A 21,178-nucleotide genomic window follows, 5' to 3' on the forward strand; every position below is an offset into this window, starting at 1 on the left:
AGTTGGGCGAGCGCGCCGCGGATGAGAGGCAGCAGGGACTCGGTCAGCTCGAAGGCGGCGTCGCCGCCCCGCGCGGCCGCGAGGAAGCGGCGGTGGGCGAGGTCGAGGCGGGCGTCCACGTAGACGGTCGAGCGGGTAGGCCTGAGGCCGTCTCCGGCCAGGGTGCGCCAAAGGCCGGGTGACAGGGACAGCGAGGTGCACACGTCGCCGCCCGCCGGATGGGCGAAGTGCTCCTCCTCGCCGGGCACCCCGAGATAGGCCGTCGTGGGATCGGCGACGGCGGACCGCCCGTCCGCCATGCGCCGGAACGTGCCACGCCGCACCAGCACCAGGTGGTAGCGAGGGCTCACCTCGGCGGGCGACCAGCCGCGGTGGTCGTCGACGCACGTCACCGCGTGGACGGCGAACCCGGCACCGGTGGCGAGAGAGACAGACGACCGCACCCGCAGAACGCTACGCCGCGGGTACGACAATCCGCCCTCGGCCCGCGAGGTGATCTGATCGTGGGGACGGCTTGGCGGCGAGGCGGCCTAGACGAAGGCGGTGACGCCCTCGTATTCGCCTTGGAGTGCTTGGCCTGTTGTCTCGTATTCGAGGAGCAGCAGGCCGTTCGGCGTCGCCTCGTGGTGGACCAGGCGGAGACCGGACGGGGCGCCCGGGCCGGTCAGAAGGCGCCGGCCGGTCCGCAGCACTGTGGGCGCGACCACGAGGCGGAGCATGTCGATCAGGCCCGCCGCCAGTAGCGCGCCGCCCAGGCGGGCGCTGCCGTGGATCTGGAGCTCCCGTCCCGGTCGCGCCCTGAGCTCGGCGACCGTCTGAACCGGGTCGCCGTTGAGCACGGTCGTGGGGTGCCAGGTCCCCTCGGTGAGAGTGTTCGACACGACGTACTTCGGCAGGGCGTTCATCCGCTCGGTGAACGGATCGGCCGGGTCGGTGATCTTCGGCCAGTCGCGCGCGAACGCCTCGTAGGTACGCCGGCCGAGCAGCAGGCCGTCGGCGAGGTCCAGCCAGTCGGAGGCGCGCTGGACGAACGTACCGTCGATGTAGGGCACGAGCCAGCCGCCGCGGGTGAAGCCGTCGCTGGTGTCCTCGTCCGGCGAGCCGGGTCCCTGGCTGACCCCGTCGAGCGTGACGAACTCGGTGAGGGTGATCTTCATCGCGGGGCCATGCTCTCTGTGAGAGCGGCCAACTGGCCGGCGACCGTACCCCAGCCCTCGGCGAAGCCGAGCTTCTCGTGATGAGCGCGGGCCTCCGGGTCGCCGTGCCGGACGACCATCCGGTAGTCCGTGCCGTCCGGGTGATCGTTCAGCGTGATCGTGGCGGTCATCGCGACAGGGGCGGGATTCGCGGGACGCCATGTGCTGGTGATCGCGTTGGTGAACACGATCCGCTCGAGTTCGTCGACGGCGAGGAAGCACGCGTCCAGGTGCGGGACGAACTCGGCCCCTTCGTCACTCAGCCGTGTCACGAACGCCCCGCCTGGGCGCAGGTCCAGGCGGTCCACCCGGCAGCGGGACGGAGCCGGGACCCACCACTGCTCAAGCAGGGACGGGTCGGTCCAGGCGTTCCACACGGTCGCGAGCGGGGCGCGGATGATCCGCTCCAGGCCGAGGTCGAGGTCGGGATTCACTGCCTGTTCTCCTTCGGGTCGGTGACGAACTGTTCGAGGCGGTCGGTGCGCTCCTCCCAGATCCGGTGCTGCTCCGCGAGCCAGTCGCCGACGAGGGCGAGCCGCTCGCGGTTGAGCACGCACGTGCGCACCCGGCCGGACTTGAGCGTGCGGATGAGCCCGTTCGATTCGAGCGTCCGCACGTGCTTCATGAACGAGGGGAGGGTCATCGGGAACTCGCGGGCGAGGTCGCCGACGCTCGTGGGCCCGTGGCCGAGGCGCCGGACGACGGCGCGCCGGGTCGGGTCGGCGAGGGCGACGAACACGCCGTCCACTTGCACCGAATACTGTGCCATGAGGCTAAGTATCTCGGGGTGTAATGGTTAGCGCAAGGGCTAAGTGTCGAATGGCCTTCAAAGAAAGGGTGAGCGGTGGCCTGCAAGGATGTTCAAGACCTGGCCGTGCGGCCTCCGCCAGGCTGGGCCGCATGACAACCACTCTTTCCTCCATAGTGATCGACTGCGCCGACCCCGTCGCCCTGGCGGCCTTCTACGGCAAGGCCACCGGCTGGCAGCCGTCCCAGGGCGACGCGGACTTCGTCACCCTCGACAGCGGCCCCGTCTCGCTGGCCTTCCAGCGGATCGACGGCTACCAGGGCCCCGGCTGGCCGAACGACGGCAAGCACGTGCACCTCGAGTTCAAGGTCCCCGACGTCGAAGCCGCCACGCGGGAGCTGGCGGGCCTCGGCGCCACCGTTCCCGGCCTCCAGCCGGGTGGGGGCGACTGGACGGTGCTCATCGACCCCGAGGGCCACCCCTTCTGCCTGATGGCGGGTTAGTCGGGGTCGTAGCGGGTGGCGATCGCGGTGGCGCGGTTGCGCAGGGAGTTGCGTAACCACTGCGGGGCCAGGGCTTCCGCGTTCGTGGTGAGCTGCCACAGCGCCCATTCGGCGTGTCTCGGATCTTGGAAGGTCACCTCCAGCCGCAGCCAGCCGTCTGAGTCGGCTTCTTCGGCGTGGACGGCCAGCGCGGTGCCCAGCAGGTCCTCCCGCCGCGCCGGGTTCACCCGTACCAGCACGGTGACTTGGTCGCCGCCGGTCCGGAACTGCGTGCTGCGTTCCTGCCAGGCCCGGTTCAGATCGACCCGGTCTGGTCGCTGTGCGGGTTCGGCGAGTTCCTTGGCGGCCAAGACCCGGGACAGCCGGTAGGTGCGGTCCGCGCCAGACCTCGTGGCCAGCAAGTAGCCCCGGTCGCGTATGGTGACCAGGCCGATCGGATCCACCGTGCGCCACTGCGGGGTCTGGTCCACAGCCGCGTAGTGGATCTGCAGCTTGTGTCCGGCGAACACCGCGCGCAGGACCTCGGCCGCTATGGCGTCAGGCACCTCCTCAGCGACCAGCCGACGCGAGAGGAGGTCGGTCTCCGGGTCGATGAGCAATCGCTCGGCGGCGCCGGCCGCGGTGTCCCGATAGCTTTCGGGTAGCGCGTCAACCACCTTGAGCATCGCCGAAGCGAGCGCCGAGCCGAGGCCGAATGCCTGCGCGCCGCGCCGCGATCCGGCGACCAGCAGGGCAAGGGCCTCGTCGGGGTTCAGTCCGGTGAGCTCGGTCCGGAAACCGGGCAGCAACGCGAAACCGCCGTGCCGGCCGCGTTCGGCGTAGACCGGGACGCCGGCTGCGGACAGCGCCTCGATGTCGCGAAGCACGGTGCGGGTGGATACCTCCAGCTCGCGGGCCAGCGCGGCCGCGGACAGCCGACCGTGCTGCCGCAGCAGCAGCACCAGCGAGACCAACCGGTCGGCGCGCATACGAGAACGTTACCGAAATACACGACAAAGGATGTCGTGATTTGCTGGGAGGCTCATCAGCACGACGTCGAAGACGGTGGCTACCGAGCCGATCGACGTACGTGATGCCGGCGAATCGAATGGAGCTGATGTGGCGATGGAGCGTACGGCGGTCAACCCGTGGGCGTGGTCGGTGGAGATGGGGTACAACCAGGGTGAGATCGTCTCCGGGCACACCCGGACCATGTACTGCGCCGGGCAGACCGCGATGAGCGGTGACGGCAAGCCGCAGCATACCGATGACATGGCGGCGCAGTTGGCGCTGAGCCTCGACAACCTGGAGGCCGTGCTCGGCGAGGCCGGCATGTCCCTTGCGAACCTCGTCCGGCTCAACGTCTACACCACCGACGTCGATCGGCTCTTCCAGCACTACGGCGTGCTGGCGTCGCGGTTGGGCACCGCCGGGGTGGCACCGTCCACCACGATGCTCGGGGTGACGCGGCTGGCGATCCCCACCCTGATGGTCGAACTTGAGGGGACCGCCGTCGCGTGATGCGACCTCGCCGCCTCCGGCAGGGCTGCCGGAGGCGGCACGAGAAGTAGGCAGGTGGGTGATTTCCGGTGCTCAGGGTGGTGACAATCGGCGTCTATGGCTTCGGCGGCGAGTCCTTCCTGCAAGAGCTTCGGGAGGCGGACGTTCGTCTGCTGCTCGACGTACGCCAGCGCCGCGGTGTCCGCGGACCCGAGTACGCCTGGGCGAACTCACGCCGGCTGCAGGCGGCCCTCGCCCATGCCGGGATCGCCTACGAGCACCACCGTGAGCTCGCCCCAACCACCGAGTTACGCCGGCTCCAGTACGCCGAGGATGACCGCCAAGGGGTCGGCAAGCGCTCGCGCCGCGAACTCGCCGCCGAGTACACCCGCCGCTACACCACCGAGATCCTCGACCGCGCCGACCTCACGTCGATCGTGTCGGAGCTGCCGAGCAGTGGGACCGCGGCGCTGCTCTGTGTCGAACGCGACGCCGAGGCCTGCCACCGCTCGTTGATCGCCCGGCGGCTGACCGAGCAGCACCACGTCACGATCGAGCACCTCCGCCCAGGCGGCGGCGACTCGCCGCACACCCCAGCCCGGCTCCGTGGTAGGGCCGGAGCAGGCGAAGCCGGGGATCGACGGTATGACGAGGTGGAAGTCACGGCTGAGCGGCCCGGCCACGTGCGAGAAGTCCGCGAACGAGCTGGGCCACCCGTGCGTCAGCAACAGCGGCAAAGCGTCCGGACGGGCGGAGCGGACGTGCGCGAAGTGCACCCGCTGCCCGTCGATCTCGGTGGTGTACTGCGGCAACTCGTTGAGCCGGGCCTCGTGCTCCCGCCAGGAGTAGCCGTCGCACCAATACGCCACCAGCTCCCGCACCGCCCCCGGCGGCGTCCCGTACGACCAGCCGACCCCCTCGAGAGCGTCCGGCCAGCGGGTACGCTCCAGCCGCTCCCGCAGATCGTCGAGCCGGTCCTGTGGCATGTCGATGACGAATCTCTTCATGCCCTCCGACGCTAGATACCATTACGGCCAGAATCGGGCCACAATGGGAGGATGCTCGACACCTCAGCGAGACTCCTGCGCCTGCTGTCCCTCCTGCAGGCCCGGCGCGACTGGTCGAGCGCCGACCTGGCGGAGCGGCTCGGCGTGGCACCGAGGACGGTGCGGCGCGACGTCGACCGGCTGCGCACCCTCGGCTACCCGGTCCACTCCACGCCCGGCGTCGCCGGCGGCTACCGGCTCGGCGCGGGCGCGGAGTTGCCGCCACTGCTGCTCGACGACGACGAGGCCGTGGCGGTCGCGCTCGGCCTGCGCACCGCCGCGAACGGCACGGTGACCGGCATCGAGGAGACCTCCCTGCGCGCCCTGGCCAAGCTCGAACAGGTGCTCCCGGCCCGCCTGCGGCACCGCGTGAACACGTTGCAGACCCACACCCTGCGGATCAACCGCGCGGGCCCGACCGTGGACGCCGACGTGCTGACCCGCGTCGCCGCCGCCTGCCGGGACCGCGAGCGGCTCCGCTTCGACTACACCAGCCACCAGGGCGAGCAGGCGCTCAGGCAGGCCGAGCCGCACAGCCTCGTCACCAAGGGCAACCGCTGGTACCTCGTAGCCTGGGACGTCGACCGGCGGGACTGGCGCACGTACCGTGCCGACCGGATCCGGCTGCGCACCCCCAACGGCCCCCGCTTCGCGCCGCGCGAGCCGCCCGTACCCGACGTCGCCGCGTGGGTGGAGAGCCGCCTGGCCCACGAGATGTGGCCGATCGAGGCGCGCTTCCTCCTGCACGCCCCCGCCGAGCAGATCGCCGGCAGGACCCCCGGCGTGATCGAGCCCGTGGACGACCGGCGCTGCGTGCTCGTCCTGCGCGGCGACGACCTGCATCCGATGGCCGTGGTCGTGGCGTTCCTCGACGTCGACTTCGAGGTGCTCGAGCCGGTCGAGCTCAAGGAACGCCTGCGCGCGCTCGGCCGGCGCCTGATGTCCTCTAGAATCTGATTCTGTGTCCTCAGCGTTCTTCACGCGGAAGCGGGACGAGCTCGTCCCGGCGCCGCACGCCCGTGGTCCCTGGTCCCCCGACATGCTCCACGGGCGGCTGCTCGGCGGTCTGGCCGCCCGCGCCATCGAGGAGCGGTGCGCCGAGCCCGGTCTGCGCTTCGCCAGGCTGACCGTCGATCTGTTCCGCAGCAGTCCGATGCTGCCCGTCACGGTCGAGACGACCCTGGTCAGGGACGGGCGCAGGATCCGCGTGGCCGACGCGACGATCTCCACCGACCTGGGCGTCATCGGCCGGGCCGCGGCCGTGCTGCTGAGGGAGGGCGAGCAGCCCGGCGGCGAGCAGGGCGTCGTCACGCCCGCCTGGGACGCGCCGCCGCCCTCCGGGCCGCCGGTGGACGGGGGCGTGTGGACGCCGCCGTTCGACCTGTGGCGGCTGTCGGGCCGGGACGAGCCGGGGGCGGGGCGGGTGTGGATGCGGGAGCGGCATCCGCTGGTGGACGACGAGCCGATCACGCCGTTCGTACGCGCGGCGCTGGCCGCCGACTTCGCCAGCCCGCTCAGCAACTCAGGGACCGACGGCCTGCGCTTCATCAACGCCGACTACACGCTGACGCTCGCCAGGGTCCCCGCCGGTGACCTGATCGGCGTCGAGGCCACCGGCCACCTCAGCGCCGACGGCGTCGCGACCGGGCAGGTCACCCTGCACGACACCGCGGGGCCGATCGGCTTCTGCCTGGTGACGGCACTCGCCAACGCGGCCCCTCTCGGCGGCCGCTGAATACCGCTCGCCGGACGACCGCCCGGCGGACGACCGCGACGACCGGTCGCCGGACAGCCGGCTGCTGTAGAACGATCGTCCGGCGAACAAAACGGTCAGCGCGGAGCCGCCGCACCGGCATCGGGCGGCGGCAGCGGGGCCTGCGGGCGGCGGCTACGCCGGGTGCTCGGCGCGGTCGCCCGACCAGTCGACGTGGAAGGCGCCCTCCTTGTCGACCCGGTGGTAGGTGTGCGCGCCGAAGTAGTCGCGCAACCCCTGCACCAGCGCCGCGGGCAGCCGGTCGCGCCGCAGCCCGTCGTAGTAGGCCAGCGCCGAGGAGAACCCGGGCGTGGGCACGCCGATCTGCACGGCCGTGGTCACCACCCGGCGCCACGCCTCCTGCGCGGTGTCCAGCGCGGCCGCGAACGTCGGGTCGGCCAGCAGCGTCGGCAGCTCGCGGTTGGCGTCGTACGCCGACCGGATCCGGTCCAGGAACTTGGCCCTGATGATGCACCCGCCCCGCCAGATGGTGGCCATGGCGCCCAGCTCCAGGTCCCAGCCGTACTCCTTGGAGGCGGCGGCCATCTGGTCGAAGCCCTGGGCGTACGCCACGATCTTGGAGGCGTACAGGGCCTGGCGTACGTCCTCGACCAGCTCACGCCCGCCGACCCCGGACAGCTTCGGGCCTCGCAGTGACGCGGCGGCGGCCCGCTGCTCCGGGTGGCCGGACAGCGCGCGGGCGAAGGTCGCCTCGGCGATGCCGGTCACAGGGACGCCCAGGTCGAGCGCGCTCTGCACGGTCCACCGGCCGGTGCCCTTCTGCTCGGCCTGGTCCACCACGACGTCCACGAACGGTTTGCCCGTCTCGGCGTCCACCTGATCGAGCACCTCGGCGGTGATCTCGATCAGGTACGAGCCCAGATCCCCTTCGTTCCACTCCCTGAACACCTCGGCCAGCTCGGCCGGCGTCGCCCCCAGGGCCTGGCGCAACAGGTCGTAGGACTCGGCGATGAGCTGCATGTCCGAGTATTCGATGCCGTTGTGCACCATCTTCACGAAGTGGCCGGCGCCGTCGGGTCCCACGTGCACCGCGCACGGCACGCCTTCCACCTGCGCCGCGATGTCCTGCAGGATCGGGCCGAGCGCCTCCCACGACTCCTTCGACCCGCCCGGCATGATGCTGGGGCCGAGCAGCGCGCCTTCCTCGCCGCCCGAGATGCCGGTGCCGACGAAGTGGATGCCCCGCTCGCGCAGCGCGGCCTCACGCCGCCTGGTGTCCTGGAAGTGCGCGTTGCCGCCGTCGACGATCATGTCGCCCGGCTCCATCAGGTCGGCGAGCTGCTCGATCACCGCGTCGGTGCCTGCGCCCGCCTTGACCATGATGATGGCCCGGCGGGGCCGCTTGAGCGAGGCGACGAACCCGGCCAGCTCCTCGGACGGCACGAACGTGCCCTCCCCGCCGAACTCCTTGACCAGCTGTTGCGTACGGCCGTACGTACGGTTGTGCACGGCCACGGCGTATCCGTGCCTGGCCAGGTTGCGTGCCAGGTTGCGCCCCATGGTGGCGAGGCCGGTGACGCCGATGTCTGCCAAGTCCATCTCAGCTCCTCTGTGGGGAATACGCATGATCCAGCCCGGGGGTTCGGTGGGATATTCCCACTTCGGCCCGTCTGCCGCACTCCAAGCTCGTCGAGCCGGTCCAGCATGTCCGCCGAATCGGCGTAGCCCCTGAAGGCCCCGGCACGTTAGAGCTCATCTCTACCGTAACCGCCTGACAACAATCCGCTACCCATGGCCCTGCCTGGCATGGTTCGGCCACGCTCATTACGGAGCGCAACCGTGGTGACGAGGTACGCGACCAGCGGCATGGGGATCGACCACGCTCATTACGGAGGCCAACCGTGGCGACGAAGTCCCCGCGAGAATACGCGACCAGCGATACGCGACCAGCGACGAAGTCCCCGCGAGAATATGCGGCATGTGCTCATGACACCATGGCGTACATGCGGATCGTCATCGCGGGTGGCCATGGGAAGATCGCGCTGCGCCTGGCGGAGCGCCTCAAGTGGGGGGCCGTCGGCCTCGTACGCGATCCCGCCCACCTCCGCGACGTCGAGGCCACCGGAGCCGAGGCCGTGCTGTGCGACCTGGAGCGAGCCGGCGTCGACGAGGTGACCCGGATCCTCGAGGGCGCCGACGCCGTGGTCTTCGCGGCGGGCGCCGGACCGGGCAGCGGCGCGGCGCGCAAGGACACCGTCGACCGGGGCGCGTCCGTGCTGCTCGCCGAGGCGGCCGAGCGGGCGGGTGTGGGCAGGTTCATCCAGATCTCCTCCATGGGCGCGGGCAAGCCGCCCGCGCCCGGCCGGGACGAGGTGTGGGCCGCCTACATCAAGGCCAAGACCGAGGCCGAGGACGACCTGCGCGCCCGCGACCTCGCCTGGACGATCCTGCGCCCGGGGCGCCTGACCGACGAGCCAGGCACCGGCCTGGTGCGGCTGGCGCCCGAGGTCCCGCCCGGCTCGGTGCCGCGCGACGACGTGGCCGCCGTCATCGTCGCGCTGCTCGGCAACCCCGGCACGGCCGGCCGGACGCTGGAGCTGGTGTCCGGTGAGACGCCGATCATCGATCTCGTGGCGACGGAGTGAAGAGAGTGCAGCCGTGACGGAATATCGCGTACTCGGACGTACCGGTCTCAAGGTCAGCCCCCTATGTCTGGGGGCGATGATGTTCGGCGGGTGGGGAGAGCCCGACCCGGACATCTCAGCCCGGATCATCGACAGGGCGCTCGACTCGGGCGTCAATTTCATCGACACCGCCGACGTCTACGCCCGGGGCCAGTCGGAGGAGTTCGTCGGCCGGGCGCTCGCCAAGTCCGGCAAGCGCGACGACGTGGTGCTGGCCACCAAGTGCCACGGCGTCATGGGCGAGGGCCCCAACGAGCGCGGCAACTCCCGCCGCTGGATCTTCCAGGCCGTTGAGGGCAGCCTGCGCCGCCTCGGCACCGATTGGATCGACCTCTACCAGATCCACCGGCCGGACCCGGCCACCGACATCGAGGAGACGCTCGGCGCGCTCACCGACCTCGTGCGCCAGGGCAAGATCCGCTATCTCGGCAGCTCCACCTTCCCCGCGCACCGCGTGGTCGAGGCCCAGTGGGCGTCGGAGCGGCGGGGGCTGGAGCGGTTCGTGTGCGAGCAGCCGCCGTACTCGCCGCTCGTCCGCGGCATCGAGGCCGACGTGCTGCCCGTGGCCGAGACGTACGGCATGGGCGTCATCGTCTGGAGCCCGCTGGCCGGCGGCTGGCTGACCGGCCGCTACCGCAAGGGCCAGGACCTCCCCAGGACCCGCCGCGCGGCGCGGCTGCCGCAGCGCTACGACATGGAGCTGCCGGTCAACCAGCGCAAACTGGACGCGGTGGAGCAGCTCGCCCTGCTGGCCGAGGAGGCCGGGATCACGCTGATCGAGCTGTCGCTGGCCTTCACGCTCAGGCACCGGGCGGTGACCTCCGCCATCATCGGGCCGCGCACCATGGAGCACCTGGAGAGCCAGCTCCCGGCCGCCGGCGTGCGCCTGTCCGGCGACGTACTCGACCGGATCGACGAGATCGTGCCGCCCGGCGTCACGATCAACCCGGCAGACGCGGGCTGGCAGCCGCCCGAGCTGGCCGACGCGAGTCTGCGCCGCCGCCCGTGACTCCGTGACCTGCCGCGATCCTGCCGCGACCTGCCGTGACCCATGACGCTGTGATCGGACCCTTTGCCGGATGCTGACTATGGCTTGCGGCGGGCGCGGCTAGGTGTCCTCTGAGGCTTAGGGGGACATTCGATGTCGGACATGCCGTTCAGGTCATTTTTCGGGGCGGACCCCTTCAGAGGGTTCGAAGAGCTCACGGGCCGGGTGTTCGGCGGCATGGAGGGCTGGCCGCCGTCCCGGCCCGGCGTGCAGCGGGTGGACGTGGGCCGGCTGCTGAGCGCCCCGGCCAGGGACGTCCTGAGCCGGGCCCTGGCGGCGGCGGGGGAGCGCGGCGCCCCTGACCTGGACGCGCTCGAACTCACGGCCGCCGCCGCCCGCCCCGGGGAGGCCCGCGCGGCCGGTGACACGCCCTCGCTCGACGAGTACGGCCGCGACCTCACAGAAGAGGCCAGGCAGGGCAGGATCGACCCGGTCGTCGGCCGCGAGGACGAGATCGAGCAGTCGATCGAGGTGCTGTCGCGCCGTACCAAGAACAACCCGTGCCTCATCGGCGAGCCCGGCGTCGGCAAGACCGCGATCGTCGAGGGCATCGCCCAGCGCATCGTGAACGGCAGCGTCCCCGACACGCTCAAGGACCGCCGCGTCGTCGCCCTCGACCTGACCGGGATGGTGGCGGGGACGAAGTACCGGGGTGAGTTCGAGGAACGCGCCAAGAAGGTCATCGACGAGGTACGCGCCATCATGACCAGCAACATCGGCGCCCAGCTCATCCTCGAGTCGGCCGGCGACACGGCCGCCCTGCACGACCGGCTCATGGACCTGCTGCGCCACTCGCTGCGGCCCGAGCTGCTCAACCGGATCGACGAGACGATCATCTTCAGGCGGCTGGAACGCGACCAGCTCCGCCAGATCGTCGACCTCCTCCTCGAACGCACCCGTCAGCGGTTGCGTGGCCAGGACGTCACGTTGGAGGTCACGGACGCGGCCAAGGACTGGCTGGCGCGGCGCGGCTACCAGCCGGAGTTCGGCGCCCGGCCGCTGCGCAGGACGGTACAGCGGGAGCTGGACAACCGGCTGTCCACGATGCTGCTGACCGGCGAGGTGAGCGAGGGCGGCCAGGTCACGGTCGACACAGTGGACACAGAAGCCGACTCCCTCCACCTCACCGCCCACAACCCCGCCCCCGCCTGACCCACGTGCCCGAGGCCGTACCCGGTCAGTCGAGGGCGGATCGGGCGCGTTCCCTGCAGTCCTGGAGGGTGAGGCCGGCGAGGGCCTCGCGGACGGCGGGCACGCACACGGGGGCCATGGACAGGCTGGTCACCCCCAGACCGACCAGGAGCGGCGCCAGGAGCGGGTCGCCTGCCGCCTCCCCGCAGACGCCGACCGGCTTGCCCGCCTCCCGGCCCGCCTCGGCGCAGAGCGCGATGAGCTGGAGCAGCGCGGGCTGGCGCGGGTCGAGCAGGTCGGCGAGCGCCGGGTGCTGGCGGTCGGCGGCGAAGGTGTACTGGGCCAGGTCGTTGGTGCCGATGCTGAGGAAGTCCACCTCCCGCAGCAGCCGCTCCGCCCGCAGCGCCGCCGCCGGGACCTCGACCATCGCGCCGACCTTGGCGATGCCCCTGGCGCGGGCGCGGCCGGCGAAGGCACCGGCCTCCGCCGGGGTGGTGACCATGGGCGCCATCACCCAGGCCGGCGTCCCGGTCGCTCGGGCCGCCTCGGCGATCGCGTCGAGCTGGGTGTCCAGGACGTCCGGCAGCAGCCGGTCCACGCGCAGGCCGCGTACGCCCAGGGCCGGGTTCGGCTCGTCCGGCAGACCCAGGAAGGGCAGCGGTTTGTCGGTGCCCGCGTCGAGCGTGCGCACGATCACGTGCTCCGCCCGGCCGAACACCTCGGTGTACGCGCTCACCTGCTGCTCGAACGACGGGGCCTGCTTGCGGTCCAGGAACAGGAACTCCGTCCTGAACAGCCCGACGCCCTCCGCGTCCGGCCGCAGGTCGCCGGCCGAGCCGATGTTGAGCAGCAGCTTGACCGGGTGGCCGTCGGCCGTCCTGCCGGGGCCGTTGCTCGCCGCCAGCCTGTCCCGCTCCGCGCGAGCGCGTTCCCCGACCCGTGCCGTCTCCTCCTCGGTGAGGCCGACGGCGATCTCGCCGGTGCCGCCGTCCACGCCGACCACGGTCCCGTCAGGGAGGTCCGTGATCCCTTTGCAGGCCACCACCGCGGGCAGACCCTTGCCACGTGCCAGGATCGCGGTGTGGCTGGTGGGCCCGCCCCGCTCGGTGATCAGCGCGAGGACGTCGGGGCCGAGTCCCGCGGTGTCGGCGGGGGAGAGATCCTCCGCGACCAGGACGTACGGGTGGCCGGGGGAGGGCAGGCCCGGCATGGGCAGGCCCAGCGCGACCGCGACCGTCCGGTGCTTGAGGTCGTCCAGGTCGGCGGCCCGCTCGGCCAGGTAGCCGCCGAGCGCGGCCAGGGTCTCCCGGTGCCCGGTGAAGGCGGCGTCCAGGGCGTGGGCGGCGTCGGAACCGTTCCCGGCCCGGCCCTCGGCCTCCTCCAGCAGCATCGGATCCCCGGCGATCATGGCGAGCGCCTCCAGGATCTCCGCGGCCTCCCCGTCAGCGTCCGCCGCACGCCGGTTCAGATCTTCCGCCACCGCCTCCAGCGCCCGCGCGACCGCAGCCACCTCGGCGGCGGGATCGGCGACGTCCCGCGCCACGGGCAACGCCGGCGGCCCCGCCATCCGGATCACCGGCCCCGCCGCCCACCCCCGGCTGACACCGAGCCCCGTGAGCCGCACACCGGACCACTCGGATCCGGGGTCACGGCCATCGCCGCCGCCGTCGGCGGCCTCGTGTGCGGGAGACGTGGTGGTGTCAGGCATCGAGGGCCTCCTCGGCGTCCAGGTCGCGGGACAGGAGGTCCGCCAGCGTGTTCAGCGCCTCCTCGGCGCCGGGCCCGTCGGCCTCGAGAGTGACCTCCGTGCCGTGGACGGCGCCCAGCGACAACACGCCCAGCATGCTCTTGGCCGGCACCGCCTTCGCACCCAGCCGCACCGTCACCGGAACCCCCAGCCGGGCCGCCGCCTGCACGAACAGCTTGGCGGGACGCGCGTGCAGGCCGCTGGCCGAGGCCACGGCGACCGTTCGATGTGCCATCACAGGACTCCTCAGGGCTCGTTCGTGACCTTGATCGCCGCACCCCTGCTGACGAGGTCGATCCCGTCGAGCACCTGGGGCGGCTCCTCGGCGTGCATGATGTTGATTCACCGCCGTTTCGGGTTGGTTTAATCTGTGTTTATACCTGTTTACGTTGGATGGTCAAGAGTCTGCTCCCGGAATCTGGTAGTTATAGGCGGGTGCGAATGAAGCCCCTGGCCGCCGTGCCTCTCGTCGTCGCCGCGCTCGCGACCCCCGCCCAAGCCGCCGAGGCGAAGCCGATCCGCGTCCCCGCCGGGACCACGGCGGCGTGGGTCGTCTACGACCGGCAGGCCGGCAAGTTCGTGGCCACCAGGAACGCGCACAGGAAGTACCGCTCGGCGTCCGTCGTCAAGATCCTGATCGCGATCGACTACCTGGAACGGCGCAAGAGCGTGCCGGCCGCGGACGCCAGGCTGCTGAAGGTCATGCTGCGCGCCAGCGACGACGACGCGGCCTCGGCGTTCTGGGACCGCGGCGGCAAGGGTCAGATCATCGTCAGGACGGCCCGCAAGCTGGGCCTGGCCGACACCGCCCCGCCGCCCGCGTCCAAGCCCGGGTTCTGGGGTTACACCTCGCTCAGCGCGTACGACATCGTCCGCACCTACCGCTACCTCCTGGACCGGGCGGACGCCCGGGTCAGGGACACGATCCTCGGGCACCTGCGCAGGTCCACGCCGTGCGGGGCCGACGGCTTCGACCAGACGTTCGGCATCCCCGACGGGGTGCCGCGGCCGTGGGCGGTCAAGCAGGGCTGGTCAGGGTTCGGCACGACGCCGCCGGTCCGATGCGACGCCAAGGCCACGAGCGCGCCCATCTCCTGGATCGCGCAGCGGGCGAGCCGCTCGGGCGTGCCCGACTACGGCCGTCCCGTGCTGTACACCAGCGGGCTGGCCGGCAAGGGCGACCGTTTCGTCATGGCGGTGCTGACGGCGCACCCGGCGGGCGGCACGTGGAGCGGCTCGGTCAAGCGCATCACCACGCTGACCAGGGACCTCTACCGGAGCGTCGCCAGCTGACGAACGTGAACATCCGCCCGCCCGCCTCCAGCGGGCTGATCGTAGTCCTCGTGCCACCTGACCCAGTCGCGATCCATCATGATCACCGATGCTCGCGCAAGACTGCGGACAGGGCAACCCCCACGCTGGCTAGGTGGACTGCTGTTCGAGGCGGACCTTCTTGGGTACGCACATCCGCCACGCCTCCAGCACCAGCTCGCGCATCTCCGCCACGTCGATGGCGGCGAGCCGTACCTCCACCCAGTTGAAGCGCAGGTCGGACTCCCTGGGCAGGAGGAACTTGGCCGGCTCGGCCGCCACCAGGGCCGCGCGTTCCTCCTTGGGGAACCCGAAGCCCATCAACGTCTCATCGCGCGAGAACGCCACATAGACGATCTTTCCTACGCGGAACTTGATCCGGTCCCGGATCAGGTGCTCCGAGGTGCGCGGGAGTGTGCGCGCGAACTGACGTACATCGTCGACCGTGACCACACGGCCACGTTACCGGTTGCCCTCCGCGGCCGAGATGTCGGCGAGGGCGGAGTTCGGGTCGCGTTCGACCGCCAGGTCGCCGAGGCTGACGATGCCGACGGCGCGGCCGTCCTCGACCACGGGCAGGCGGCGTACGGCGTGCGAGCGCATGAGCTGGACGGCCTGGTCGATGGTGGTCTCCGGATCGACGGCCTCGACGGACGGGCTGCACGCCTCGCGCACCGGAGTGTCCGGCCCCCGCTCGTCGGCGACCACGCGGATGGCGATGTCACGGTCGGTGACGATGCCCTGCATCCGTCCGCCGTCGTTGACGATGATCGCGCCGGTGTCGTTGTCGCGCATGAGCGTCGCAGCCACGGACACCGGCTGGTCGCCCTCGACCATCGCCGGGTGCGAGGTCATCACATCTGCCACGGTCTTCGCCATGGAATCCTCCGGTTGATCGGTTCCGGCCGACCACCTACCCCGGCGCCGGAGCCATTCACGGGACTTTGTCCCTTATCTAGAGGGTCTTGGCCGCCAGGCGGATCTCGTCGAGCAGGATCGCCAGGTCCCGCTCCGTTGTGTCCGGGTGCAGGAAGCAGGCCCGCAGCGCGTCGCGCCCGCCCAGCCGGGTGCCGGTGAGGAAGGCGTTGCCGCGCGCCTGGACCGCGCCGGGAATGGCCCGGTTGAGCGCGTCCAGCCCATCCTCGCGCGGGATGTGGCGGAAGGCCGTGATCGAGGTGGTGACGGGGGTGAGCAGTTCGAAGTCGCCCGACTCCGCCACCATGTCGGCGAGCGTGCGGGCCAGCCCGGAGGTGTGGTCCACGAGACGCTTGATCCCCGCCCTGCCCAGGTGCGACATGGTCGCCCAGGTCTTCAGCGCGCGGAACGGGCGGGTCTGCTCGGGCCCGTACTCGGCGAACCAGCCCAGGTCGCCGGCGTTGTCGTCGACCAGGTACGACGGCACCAGGCTGAACGCCGTACGCGCCGCCGAGGCGTCCCTGAGCAGGGCGCAGCCGCAGCCCACCGGGACGCCGAGCCACTTGTGCGGGTCCATGGCCAGCGAGTCGGCCCGCTCCATCCCCGCGTAGTGCGGCGCCGCCCCGTCGGCGAGTACGCCGAGCGCGCCGTACGCGCCGTCCACGTGGAACCAGAGCCCGTGCTCGGCCGCCACGTCGGCGATCTCGTTAAGCGGGTCGACGGCACCGGAGTTGACGGTGCCCGCGCTGCCCGCCACGCAGAACGGCCGCAGCCCCGCCGCCCGATCCTCGGAGACCATGGCTCGGAGCGCGCCCACGTCCATCCGGTACGCGTCGTCCACCGGCACCGCCCGCACGTGCCGCGCCCCGAGCCCGAGCAACTGGGCGGCCTTGTGCAGGCAGCTGTGGCCCTCGTCGGTGACGTACATGACCATGGGCGGATGTCCGGACAGGCCTTCCTCGCGGGCGTCCCACCCGTCGGCGAGGGCCGCCCGCCGGCGGGCGGAGGCCAGGCAGATGATGGTGGCCATGGACGCCCCGCTCGTCAGCAGCCCGCCGCCGGGCGGGTGCGGGAAGCCGACGAGATCGGCCAGCCAGCGCACCACCGCGCGCTCCAGGTGCGGGCCCGCGTGGTCGCCGCCCGCGCAACTCGGGTTCAGCGCCGCGGCCAGCGGCTCGACGACGACGCCCGCGGGGTTGGGCGGCGAGTTGACCCAGCCGAAGAAGCGCGGGTGCCCGTTGCCCATCGGGTAAGGCAGCACGTGCGCCCGCACGTCCTCAAGCAATTCGTCCAGCGGCCGGCCGGTGTCCGGCAGGTTCTGGCCGCTCAGCCAGGCCCGCTCCCCGGCGGGCACCGGCTGCCAGACGGGCCGGTCGCCGTCGTCCGCGAGGTGGTCTGCCATGATCGCGGCGGCCTTCGCGCCGGCCACGCGCAACTCATCCATCAAGGGGTTCTCTCCAAGGCTCGTGCTGCCCGACTCCGCCCAGCTCCATGGCCAGGTAGTAGACGCAGTCGGTGCTGCCGTCGTTCGTGAAGGTGTGGCGGCAGTCCCCCGGGTAGTACGCCGAGTCGCCGGCGTCCAGCGTGTACGGCCTGCCGTTGATCGTCAGCCGCAGGCCGCCCGACTCGACGGCGAGGTACTCCCTGGACCCCGGCGCGTGCGGCGCGAACTCGCCCGCGTCCACGCCGGGACCGATCGTCGTCCGCATGAACTCGAACTCCACGTCGCCCAGCACCGGCGACAACACCCGCCGCTCCCAGCCGGCCGGATCCCGCAGGACCCGCTGCTCGGCGTGGCGCAGCACCCGCAACGCCTCGTGCGCGGGCTCGTCGAGCAGCCGCGAGATCGACGTGCCCAGTGCCGTGGCCAGCCGGTCGAGCACCAGCACGGTGGGCGTCTTGGCGCCCCGCTCGACCTCCGACACCATGCTCCTGCTGATGCCGCTCAGGTCGGCCAGGCGCTCGATGGACAATCCGCGGGCCCGGCGTTCTGTGCGGATCCGCTGCCCCAGCTCTCCCATGGACAGCCCGCTGGACAGGACCCCATCGCCTTGCATTTCTCCACTATAGCGGTGATTTGTCCGCAATAGCGGAATGGGCGGCCTCGTACCCGGTCAGCACCTGCTTGCGCCGTTTGGCCGGCAGGCGGTCGATGTAGAGGTAACCGTCGAGGTGGTCGGTCTCGTGCTGCAGGCAGCGGGCCAGCATGCCGGTGCCCTCGACGGTGACCGGCGCGCCCGCCGCGTCGAACCCGTGCACGGTGGCGTGGTCGGGGCGGGGGAGCGGCGCGTACTGGCCGGGGACCGACAGGCAGCCCTCGTCGCCGGCGTCGAGGTGGCGATCGCCGAGGCCGGGCAGCTCCAGTGCGGGGTTGACGACGACGCCCTGGTGGCGCTCGCCGTCGGCGTCCGGGCAGTCGTAGACGAACACGCGCAGCGCGACGCCGATCTGGTTGGCCGCCAGGCCCACGCCCTCCGCCGCGTACATGCTCGCGAACATGTCCTCCACCAGAGTCGCCAGCTCCGCGTCGAACCGGGCGACCGGCTCGCACGGGTGATGCAGCACGGGGTCGCCCACGTGCACGATCGGCCGGACCTCTCCCACTTTTGACGCCTTTCCTGAAGGTGCGAACGTTTCGCGACAAGTCTACGAGCGGCGGGCTCCCGTCCAAACTTCTCGACATATGAGACGTTTTCTCTTGAATGGTGAGACATGAACTAGGGTAGGGACGGTATCGGAAGGAGATCGGCTGATGGATGCCGTCTACACGCACGGGCACCACGAGTCCGTGTTGCGTTCGCACCGCTGGCGTACCGCCGAGAATTCGGCGGCGTACCTGCTGCCCCACCTCAAACCGCACATGAAGGTGCTCGACGTGGGCAGCGGGCCCGGCACGATCACCGCCGGGCTGGCGAGCCGGGTGGGCCACCTGACGGCCTCCGAGGTGAACGAGGAGGCGCTCGGCCTGGCCAGGGCCGAGGTGGCCGCCAGGGGGCTGACGAACGTGGACTTCGCGGTCGCTGACGTGCAGGCGCTGGAGTTCGCCGACGCCACGTTCTGCGTGGTGCACGCGCACCAGGTGCTGCAGCACCTGGGCGACCCGGTGGGGGCCCTGCGCGAGATGGGCCGGGTCACCAAGCCGGGCGGCATCGTGGCGGCCAGGGACAGCGACTACGCCGCGTTCACCTGGTATCCGGAGGTGCCGGCGCTGGAGGAGTGGTCGGCGCTGTACCACCGGCTCGCGCGGCGCAACGGGGGTGAGCCGGACGCCGGGCGGCGGATGCTGTCATGGGCGCGCGCGGCGGGTTTCGAGGATGTGACCGCGACCTCCTCCACCTGGTGCTTCGCCACGCCCGATGACCGCGCCTGGTGGGGCGGGCTGTGGGCGGATCGCATCCTGCACTCGGCCATGGCCGGGCAGGCGCTGGCCACCGGTCTCGCCACGGAGGACGACCTGCGGCGGCTCTCCCGGGGCTGGCGGGAGTGGGCGGCCGCGCCGGACGGCTGGATGTCGATCCTGCACGGCGAGATCCTCTGCCGCGTCTGAGCGCCGGACCTGACGCGGTCAGGCGGCCTTGACGGCGGACAGGTCGGACTCCAGCGTGATGTTCTCGGAGATCATCACGCCGCCGGTCTCCAGGACCGCGTTGTAGGTGATGCCGTAGTCCTTGCGGTTGATCACGGTTCTGTTCTCGAAGCCGACGCGCGTCAGGCCCTGGGCGTCGACTGCGGTTCCGGTGTGGTCGAGGGGGAGGGTCACCTGCCGGGTGACGCCGCGGATGGTCAGGTCGCCCGTGACCCTCGGAGGCGCCAGAGCGGACCCTGCGCATGAGCGAGCCGGCGAACTGGACCAACTCCAAGCCCAGCCGGATCACGCACGGATCAACAAGCTCGAACAGAAGGGATGGGTGCGCAGGGAGCACTACTCGGGCGACCGGCGCGGCTGGCCGGCCGTCATGACCGACGACGGCCAGAAGGCTTTGCGGGACGCGGCACCCCGTCACGTGGACAGCGTGCGCGAGCACCTGATCGACCTGCTCACCCCCGAGCAGCTCAGGCACCTGGAGGACATCAGCCAGATCCTGCTCGATCACCTGACCGCGCCGGACGCGTCCTCGTCGCCGGGCGCGGAGTGATCGTCCTCAATCAGAGGGTTCCGGTCCTATAGGCCGAGGGTGCGGGCCCGCTGCCACTGCGGGTCGCGGTAGAGGACTTTGTCGGTGCCGACCAGTTCGTCCGGCGCCGACAACATGGTGATCTCGCCGGCGGCCTGCAACTGCAACAGCAGGTCGCGCACCCGCGGCCCGACCGGCAGCCGGCCCGTGGGCAGCCCGAGCCCGGTCCTGACCGTGTCGGCGATCTCCGACAGACGGAACGGGCCGTCGTAGCCCGCCACGATCCCGCGTACGACGGTCATCGTGATCAGCTCCTCGGCCTCGGCGTACGCGAGCTGCCAGGTGATCTGCTCCTTGCGCCGCCCGGTCGCCGCGCACGCCGGGCAACCGCGTGTCAGGCCGGGCGCCAGCTCCTCCTCCGCCGATCCCAGGCAGGACGAGCACAGGTCGTTCTCGGCGGCGTGCAACTCGGCCGTCATCCGGCCGGCTATCAGGACACCGCAGTCGCAGGCGTACGTGTCGCCCAGGATGCCGATCTGCGGGGAGATCACATGTTTCGTCATCGAGCCGACTCTACCGAGACCGGTCCATGGGCGTGGCCTACCCGCGCGTGTCCGCGAGGCCGTGGAGGCGGCGCAGCGCCTTGCGGGCCGCGGCGGCGACCCGCTCGTCCGGATGATGCTCGATGAGCACCCGCAGCACCCGGCCCGTCCACGGATGATCGCCGAAGGCCAGGATCGCGATCGTGCCCGCCTGCTCCTCCGCGTCCATCCCCATGGCCATCGACTCGATCACCTCGCCGGCCTCGCCGCCGAACTCCAGCAGCGCCGCCGCCATGTCCACCAGCACCCAGGCGATCTCCCCGGGCGCCGGCTGCCGCTCCTCGCGCCCGGACCTGGCCGCGATCACCGCGCCCAGCCTCGGCTCCTCCAGCAGCCCGCCCAGCGCCCGCCGCCCCTCCTCGCCGAACGCCGTCGACAGCAGCTCCACGCCAACGGCCCGGCTCAGCGGGCTCACGGTGGCGAGCGCGGCGGCGATCTCACCCGCCGCCGTCCCCGTGTCCCTGCCCTTCAGCCAGCCCGCCAGCTCCTCGCCGCGCTCCGCCTCGGGATAGGAACGCAGCCCGTGCAGCAGCGCCGCGGCGTCGCCGTCCGCCAGGGAGCCCATGACGGGGATGTCCTGCCCGGTGGTCTCCGCGATGATCAGCCGCGCCGCCCACAGGCCGAGCCAGCTCAGCGTGTACGGCTCCGCCTGGCGTACGAGCCCGAGACCGGTCAGCGTCTCCGGCACGTCGCCCTTGAGCGGCTCGCGCGACAGGAACATCCTGATGAGCTCCAGCAGCATCCCCTCGTCGGCGGCCAGCCGCTCGCGGCAGTGCTCCGCCCAGGCGGCCAGCGTCTCCGCGTCGGAACCCGCCGGTTTCAGCTCCTCGGCCAGCGGCGCGGCGCGTACGGCCGCCGCGAGCGTGGCGTCGTCGGGCAGCCGGATGGGAGGCTGCAGGGGCAACGTGTCATCGTCGTCGTAGGACCTCACGAGCCCAT

25 protein-coding genes and 4 pseudogenes are annotated in these 21,178 nt (G+C 71.5%); 12 read left to right on the forward strand and 17 right to left on the reverse strand.

The window, feature by feature from the left end:
- From ITP53_RS34845 to ITP53_RS34860, 4 genes and pseudogenes are all read right to left on the reverse strand, one after another.
- Window positions 1-443: pseudogene (locus ITP53_RS34845) on the reverse strand (AraC family transcriptional regulator); the annotation flags it as partial.
- A gap of 87 nt (window positions 444-530) precedes the next feature.
- Complete coding sequence (locus ITP53_RS34850; protein WP_195899714.1) at window positions 531-1,157, reverse strand: dihydrofolate reductase family protein; 627 nt, start codon at window positions 1,155-1,157, stop codon at window positions 531-533.
- The gene (locus ITP53_RS34855) at window positions 1,154-1,630 is read right to left on the reverse strand and encodes an SRPBCC domain-containing protein (protein ID WP_195899715.1); all 477 of its coding nucleotides are present in this window, start codon (window positions 1,628-1,630) and stop codon (window positions 1,154-1,156) included. The genes ITP53_RS34850 and ITP53_RS34855 overlap by 4 nt, the downstream gene beginning before the upstream one ends.
- Window positions 1,627-1,965, reverse strand: coding sequence for an ArsR/SmtB family transcription factor (locus tag ITP53_RS34860; RefSeq protein ID WP_195899716.1), 339 nt, complete (start codon window positions 1,963-1,965; stop codon window positions 1,627-1,629). Before ITP53_RS34860 ends, ITP53_RS34855 begins: the two co-directional genes overlap by 4 nt.
- 131 nt (window positions 1,966-2,096) lie before the next feature.
- On the opposite strand from ITP53_RS34860, the gene ITP53_RS34865 reads away from it, so the two are divergent.
- A complete protein-coding gene (locus ITP53_RS34865; protein WP_195899717.1) occupies window positions 2,097-2,447 on the forward strand; it encodes a VOC family protein in 351 nt (116 codons plus the stop codon).
- Here ITP53_RS34865 and ITP53_RS34870 read toward each other — a convergent pair.
- A complete protein-coding gene (locus tag ITP53_RS34870) occupies window positions 2,444-3,415 on the reverse strand; it encodes a helix-turn-helix transcriptional regulator (RefSeq protein ID WP_195899718.1) in 972 nt (323 codons plus the stop codon). The two genes, ITP53_RS34865 and ITP53_RS34870, sit on opposite strands and share 4 nt — an antisense overlap.
- Before the next feature lie 136 nt (window positions 3,416-3,551).
- Between ITP53_RS34870 and ITP53_RS34875 the strand changes: the two genes are divergently transcribed.
- Window positions 3,552-3,947, forward strand: coding sequence for a RidA family protein (locus tag ITP53_RS34875; RefSeq protein WP_195899738.1), 396 nt, complete (start codon window positions 3,552-3,554; stop codon window positions 3,945-3,947).
- An 80-nt stretch (window positions 3,948-4,027) separates the two neighbouring features.
- Window positions 4,028-4,405: pseudogene (locus ITP53_RS61365) on the forward strand (DUF488 family protein); the annotation flags it as partial.
- Window positions 4,406-4,627: 222 nt separating this feature from the next.
- On the opposite strand, the pseudogene ITP53_RS61370 reads toward ITP53_RS61365, so the two are convergent.
- Window positions 4,628-4,933: pseudogene (locus tag ITP53_RS61370) on the reverse strand (epoxide hydrolase N-terminal domain-containing protein); the annotation flags it as partial.
- 51 nt (window positions 4,934-4,984) lie between these two features.
- Here ITP53_RS61370 and ITP53_RS34890 point away from each other — a divergent pair.
- Together ITP53_RS34890 and ITP53_RS34895 are read left to right on the forward strand one after the other, a co-directional pair.
- Entirely contained in the window at window positions 4,985-5,929 is a 945-nt protein-coding gene (locus tag ITP53_RS34890) for a helix-turn-helix transcriptional regulator (RefSeq protein WP_195899719.1), read from the forward strand.
- 4 nt (window positions 5,930-5,933) lie between these two features.
- On the forward strand, window positions 5,934-6,707 hold the full coding sequence (locus ITP53_RS34895; RefSeq protein ID WP_328816737.1) for an acyl-CoA thioesterase domain-containing protein: 774 nt from the start codon (window positions 5,934-5,936) through the stop codon (window positions 6,705-6,707).
- A 153-nt stretch (window positions 6,708-6,860) separates the two neighbouring features.
- Here the strand turns inward: ITP53_RS34895 and gndA are convergent, their stop codons facing one another.
- The gene (gndA, locus tag ITP53_RS34900) at window positions 6,861-8,285 is read right to left on the reverse strand and encodes an NADP-dependent phosphogluconate dehydrogenase (protein WP_195899720.1); all 1,425 of its coding nucleotides are present in this window, start codon (window positions 8,283-8,285) and stop codon (window positions 6,861-6,863) included.
- Between the two features lie 404 nt (window positions 8,286-8,689).
- Between gndA and ITP53_RS34905 the strand changes: the two genes are divergently transcribed.
- The 4 genes and pseudogenes from ITP53_RS34905 to ITP53_RS61380 all read left to right on the forward strand — a co-directional run bounded on the left by ITP53_RS34905 (window position 8,690) and on the right by ITP53_RS61380 (window position 11,570).
- Window positions 8,690-9,331: an SDR family oxidoreductase gene (locus ITP53_RS34905; RefSeq protein ID WP_195899721.1), complete on the forward strand. Its 642-nt coding sequence runs from the start codon at window positions 8,690-8,692 to the stop codon at window positions 9,329-9,331.
- A 13-nt stretch (window positions 9,332-9,344) separates the two neighbouring features.
- Window positions 9,345-10,379 (forward strand): aldo/keto reductase, encoded by a 1,035-nt coding sequence (locus ITP53_RS34910; protein WP_328816740.1) that lies wholly within the window; start codon window positions 9,345-9,347, stop codon window positions 10,377-10,379.
- Between the two features lie 132 nt (window positions 10,380-10,511).
- Window positions 10,512-11,117 (forward strand): annotated as a pseudogene (locus ITP53_RS61375) (AAA family ATPase); the annotation flags it as partial.
- Complete coding sequence (locus tag ITP53_RS61380) at window positions 11,118-11,570, forward strand: hypothetical protein (protein WP_407941356.1); 453 nt, start codon at window positions 11,118-11,120, stop codon at window positions 11,568-11,570.
- Between the two features lie 25 nt (window positions 11,571-11,595).
- Here ITP53_RS61380 and ptsP read toward each other — a convergent pair whose 3' ends face one another.
- Both ptsP and ITP53_RS34925 read right to left on the reverse strand, forming a co-directional pair.
- Window positions 11,596-13,257 (reverse strand): phosphoenolpyruvate--protein phosphotransferase, encoded by a 1,662-nt coding sequence (ptsP, locus tag ITP53_RS34920; RefSeq protein WP_195899724.1) that lies wholly within the window; start codon window positions 13,255-13,257, stop codon window positions 11,596-11,598.
- On the reverse strand, window positions 13,250-13,531 hold the full coding sequence (locus tag ITP53_RS34925) for an HPr family phosphocarrier protein (RefSeq protein WP_195899725.1): 282 nt from the start codon (window positions 13,529-13,531) through the stop codon (window positions 13,250-13,252). Before ITP53_RS34925 ends, ptsP begins: the two co-directional genes overlap by 8 nt.
- A 206-nt stretch (window positions 13,532-13,737) precedes the next feature.
- On the opposite strand from ITP53_RS34925, the gene ITP53_RS34930 reads away from it, so the two are divergent.
- A complete protein-coding gene (locus ITP53_RS34930) occupies window positions 13,738-14,589 on the forward strand; it encodes a D-alanyl-D-alanine carboxypeptidase family protein (RefSeq protein WP_195899726.1) in 852 nt (283 codons plus the stop codon).
- A 129-nt stretch (window positions 14,590-14,718) separates the two neighbouring features.
- Here ITP53_RS34930 and ITP53_RS34935 read toward each other — a convergent pair whose 3' ends face one another.
- From ITP53_RS34935 to def, 5 genes are all read right to left on the reverse strand, one after another.
- Window positions 14,719-15,060, reverse strand: a complete 342-nt coding sequence (locus tag ITP53_RS34935; RefSeq protein ID WP_195899727.1) for an MmcQ/YjbR family DNA-binding protein — start codon at window positions 15,058-15,060, stop codon at window positions 14,719-14,721.
- A gap of 9 nt (window positions 15,061-15,069) precedes the next feature.
- Complete coding sequence (locus ITP53_RS34940; protein WP_195899728.1) at window positions 15,070-15,486, reverse strand: CBS domain-containing protein; 417 nt, start codon at window positions 15,484-15,486, stop codon at window positions 15,070-15,072.
- A gap of 76 nt (window positions 15,487-15,562) precedes the next feature.
- Window positions 15,563-16,966: a pyridoxal phosphate-dependent decarboxylase family protein gene (locus ITP53_RS34945; RefSeq protein ID WP_195899729.1), complete on the reverse strand. Its 1,404-nt coding sequence runs from the start codon at window positions 16,964-16,966 to the stop codon at window positions 15,563-15,565.
- Complete coding sequence (locus ITP53_RS34950) at window positions 16,959-17,579, reverse strand: helix-turn-helix domain-containing protein (protein WP_195899730.1); 621 nt, start codon at window positions 17,577-17,579, stop codon at window positions 16,959-16,961. Before ITP53_RS34950 ends, ITP53_RS34945 begins: the two co-directional genes overlap by 8 nt.
- Window positions 17,580-17,586: 7 nt before the next feature.
- On the reverse strand, window positions 17,587-18,126 hold the full coding sequence (gene def / locus ITP53_RS34955; protein WP_195899731.1) for a peptide deformylase: 540 nt from the start codon (window positions 18,124-18,126) through the stop codon (window positions 17,587-17,589).
- 148 nt (window positions 18,127-18,274) lie between these two features.
- On the opposite strand from def, the gene ITP53_RS34960 reads away from it, so the two are divergent.
- Window positions 18,275-19,069, forward strand: a complete 795-nt coding sequence (locus ITP53_RS34960; RefSeq protein ID WP_195899732.1) for a class I SAM-dependent methyltransferase — start codon at window positions 18,275-18,277, stop codon at window positions 19,067-19,069.
- An 18-nt stretch (window positions 19,070-19,087) separates the two neighbouring features.
- Here the strand turns inward: ITP53_RS34960 and ITP53_RS34965 are convergent, their stop codons facing one another.
- Complete coding sequence (locus tag ITP53_RS34965; protein ID WP_328816746.1) at window positions 19,088-19,282, reverse strand: YceI family protein; 195 nt, start codon at window positions 19,280-19,282, stop codon at window positions 19,088-19,090.
- Between the two features lie 34 nt (window positions 19,283-19,316).
- On the opposite strand from ITP53_RS34965, the gene ITP53_RS34970 reads away from it, so the two are divergent.
- Window positions 19,317-19,658: a MarR family winged helix-turn-helix transcriptional regulator gene (locus ITP53_RS34970; RefSeq protein ID WP_195899733.1), complete on the forward strand. Its 342-nt coding sequence runs from the start codon at window positions 19,317-19,319 to the stop codon at window positions 19,656-19,658.
- Window positions 19,659-19,684: 26 nt separating this feature from the next.
- On the opposite strand, the gene ITP53_RS34975 is transcribed toward ITP53_RS34970, so the two are convergent.
- A complete protein-coding gene (locus ITP53_RS34975; protein WP_195899734.1) occupies window positions 19,685-20,200 on the reverse strand; it encodes a hypothetical protein in 516 nt (171 codons plus the stop codon).
- Window positions 20,201-20,237: 37 nt separating this feature from the next.
- Complete coding sequence (locus tag ITP53_RS34980; protein WP_195899735.1) at window positions 20,238-21,170, reverse strand: hypothetical protein; 933 nt, start codon at window positions 21,168-21,170, stop codon at window positions 20,238-20,240.
- Window positions 21,171-21,178 lie beyond the last annotated feature (8 nt).

This window comes from Nonomuraea cypriaca, assembly GCF_015645445.1.
Classification (GTDB): Bacteria; Actinomycetota; Actinomycetes; order Streptosporangiales; family Streptosporangiaceae; genus Nonomuraea; species Nonomuraea cypriaca.

Coding starts and splice junctions, on each gene's coding strand:
- ITP53_RS34850 (WP_195899714.1), bottom strand. CDS start 1,157: ATGAAGATCACCCTCACCGAGTTCGTCACGCTCGACGGGGTCAGCCAG.
- ITP53_RS34860 (WP_195899716.1), bottom strand. CDS start 1,965: ATGGCACAGTATTCGGTGCAAGTGGACGGCGTGTTCGTCGCCCTCGCC.
- ITP53_RS34865 (WP_195899717.1), top strand. CDS start 2,097: ATGACAACCACTCTTTCCTCCATAGTGATCGACTGCGCCGACCCCGTC.
- ITP53_RS34870 (WP_195899718.1), bottom strand. CDS start 3,415: ATGCGCGCCGACCGGTTGGTCTCGCTGGTGCTGCTGCTGCGGCAGCAC.
- ITP53_RS34875 (WP_195899738.1), top strand. CDS start 3,552: ATGGAGCGTACGGCGGTCAACCCGTGGGCGTGGTCGGTGGAGATGGGG.
- ITP53_RS34890 (WP_195899719.1), top strand. CDS start 4,985: ATGCTCGACACCTCAGCGAGACTCCTGCGCCTGCTGTCCCTCCTGCAG.
- gndA (WP_195899720.1), bottom strand. CDS start 8,285: ATGGACTTGGCAGACATCGGCGTCACCGGCCTCGCCACCATGGGGCGC.
- ITP53_RS34905 (WP_195899721.1), top strand. CDS start 8,690: ATGCGGATCGTCATCGCGGGTGGCCATGGGAAGATCGCGCTGCGCCTG.
- ptsP (WP_195899724.1), bottom strand. CDS start 13,257: ATGCCTGACACCACCACGTCTCCCGCACACGAGGCCGCCGACGGCGGC.
- ITP53_RS34925 (WP_195899725.1), bottom strand. CDS start 13,531: ATGGCACATCGAACGGTCGCCGTGGCCTCGGCCAGCGGCCTGCACGCG.
- ITP53_RS34930 (WP_195899726.1), top strand. CDS start 13,738: ATGAAGCCCCTGGCCGCCGTGCCTCTCGTCGTCGCCGCGCTCGCGACC.
- ITP53_RS34940 (WP_195899728.1), bottom strand. CDS start 15,486: ATGGCGAAGACCGTGGCAGATGTGATGACCTCGCACCCGGCGATGGTC.
- ITP53_RS34945 (WP_195899729.1), bottom strand. CDS start 16,966: ATGGATGAGTTGCGCGTGGCCGGCGCGAAGGCCGCCGCGATCATGGCA.
- ITP53_RS34950 (WP_195899730.1), bottom strand. CDS start 17,579: ATGCAAGGCGATGGGGTCCTGTCCAGCGGGCTGTCCATGGGAGAGCTG.
- ITP53_RS34960 (WP_195899732.1), top strand. CDS start 18,275: ATGGATGCCGTCTACACGCACGGGCACCACGAGTCCGTGTTGCGTTCG.
- ITP53_RS34975 (WP_195899734.1), bottom strand. CDS start 20,200: ATGACGAAACATGTGATCTCCCCGCAGATCGGCATCCTGGGCGACACG.